Genomic DNA, 764 nt, shown 5'->3' with positions numbered 1-764 from the left:
TTGCTGATGCCCTTGCGGAAGAAGTCCTCGCAGCCGACCAGGTACTTCATGTAGCGGTCGTAGACCTCTTGCGACTGAATCCTGATGGCCGCTTCCTTATTGGCCTCTAGATTTTCCGCCCAAATATTGAGAGTCCGCTCGTAGTGCAGCTGCAGCGAGTGCACCCGGGTCAGCTCGAAGCCGGCCGTGACGGCGTACTCCCCGACGGTCTGGGGGGTCGGGAGCCAGCCCCCGGGGAAGATTTCGGTCAGGATGAACTGCGAGAAGTGCACGATCTCGTGGGTCAGCCCCATGCCTCGCGCCCTGGCCTCCTTGAAGGACGGGCGAACGATGGTGTGCAGCAACATGACCCCGTCGGATGGCAGCGCCTCGTAGGCCATCTTGAAGAAGCGGCCGTAGCGCTGGCGGCCGAAGTGCTCGAAGGCGCCGATGGAGACGATGCGGTCGACGGGCTCGTGGAACTTCTCCCAACCCTCCAACAGCACCCGTCGGGTGCGGGGGGTGTCCATCTCGTCGAACGTCTTCTGCACGTGCTCGGCCTGGTTCTCCGACAACGTCAACCCCACGACGTTCACGTCGTACTTCTCGATGGCCCGGCGCATGGTCGCGCCCCAGCCGCAGCCGATGTCCAGCAGCGTCATACCCGGTTCCAGCTTCAGCTTGCCCAGCGCCAGGTCGATCTTGGCGAGCTGCGCCTCTTCGAGCGTCATGTCGTCGCGCTCGAAGTAGGCGCAGCTGTACGTCTGGGTAGGGTCGAGGAACAG

1 protein-coding gene is annotated in these 764 nt (G+C 63.4%); it reads right to left on the bottom strand.

Annotation, left to right across the window (positions count from 1 at the left end):
- On the bottom strand, window positions 1-764 hold a 764-nt coding region (locus tag A5695_RS00945), incomplete at both ends, for a cyclopropane mycolic acid synthase family methyltransferase (RefSeq protein ID WP_068077151.1).

It is taken from the genome of Mycobacterium sp. E1747 (assembly GCF_001667775.1).
Taxonomy (GTDB): domain Bacteria; phylum Actinomycetota; class Actinomycetes; order Mycobacteriales; family Mycobacteriaceae; genus Mycobacterium.
The sequence above is the reverse complement of the archived record's forward strand: the minus strand, read 5'-3'. Positions and strand labels throughout refer to the sequence as shown.